Source organism: Chryseobacterium sp. SIMBA_029 (assembly GCF_046535275.1).
In the GTDB taxonomy this organism is placed as follows: domain Bacteria; phylum Bacteroidota; class Bacteroidia; order Flavobacteriales; family Weeksellaceae; genus Chryseobacterium.
In genome coordinates, this window is record NZ_JAWRXA010000346.1 from 1 (window position 1) to 269 (window position 269).

1 protein-coding gene is annotated in these 269 nt (G+C 64.7%); it reads left to right on the forward strand.

The genetic code is table 11. The features are described from left to right. Positions 1 to 269 (forward strand): LysR family transcriptional regulator (locus tag SB679_RS24405; protein ID WP_410704846.1); only part of this gene is annotated, 269 nt, incomplete at both ends.

Below are 269 nucleotides of genomic sequence, written 5' to 3' on the forward strand. Positions count from 1 at the left end.
TCTCAAAGGCTATCGCCCAGCTCGAGGAGTTTCTCGGCGTGCACCTACTGCTGCGTACGACGCACGGTCTGGCGCCGACGGAATCGGGCCAGAACTTTTACGAACACGCAAAGCGCGCCATCGAGTCGGCCGAAGAGGCCGTGCTCGCGGCGAGAGGCGCCGGCGCGGCGCTTTCAGGGCGTCTGCGCGTGAGTGCGGCCGTCACGTTTGCCCGACTGCACGTCATGCCGATTTTGCCTGCGTTTCTCGAGGCACATCCGTCCCTCGAT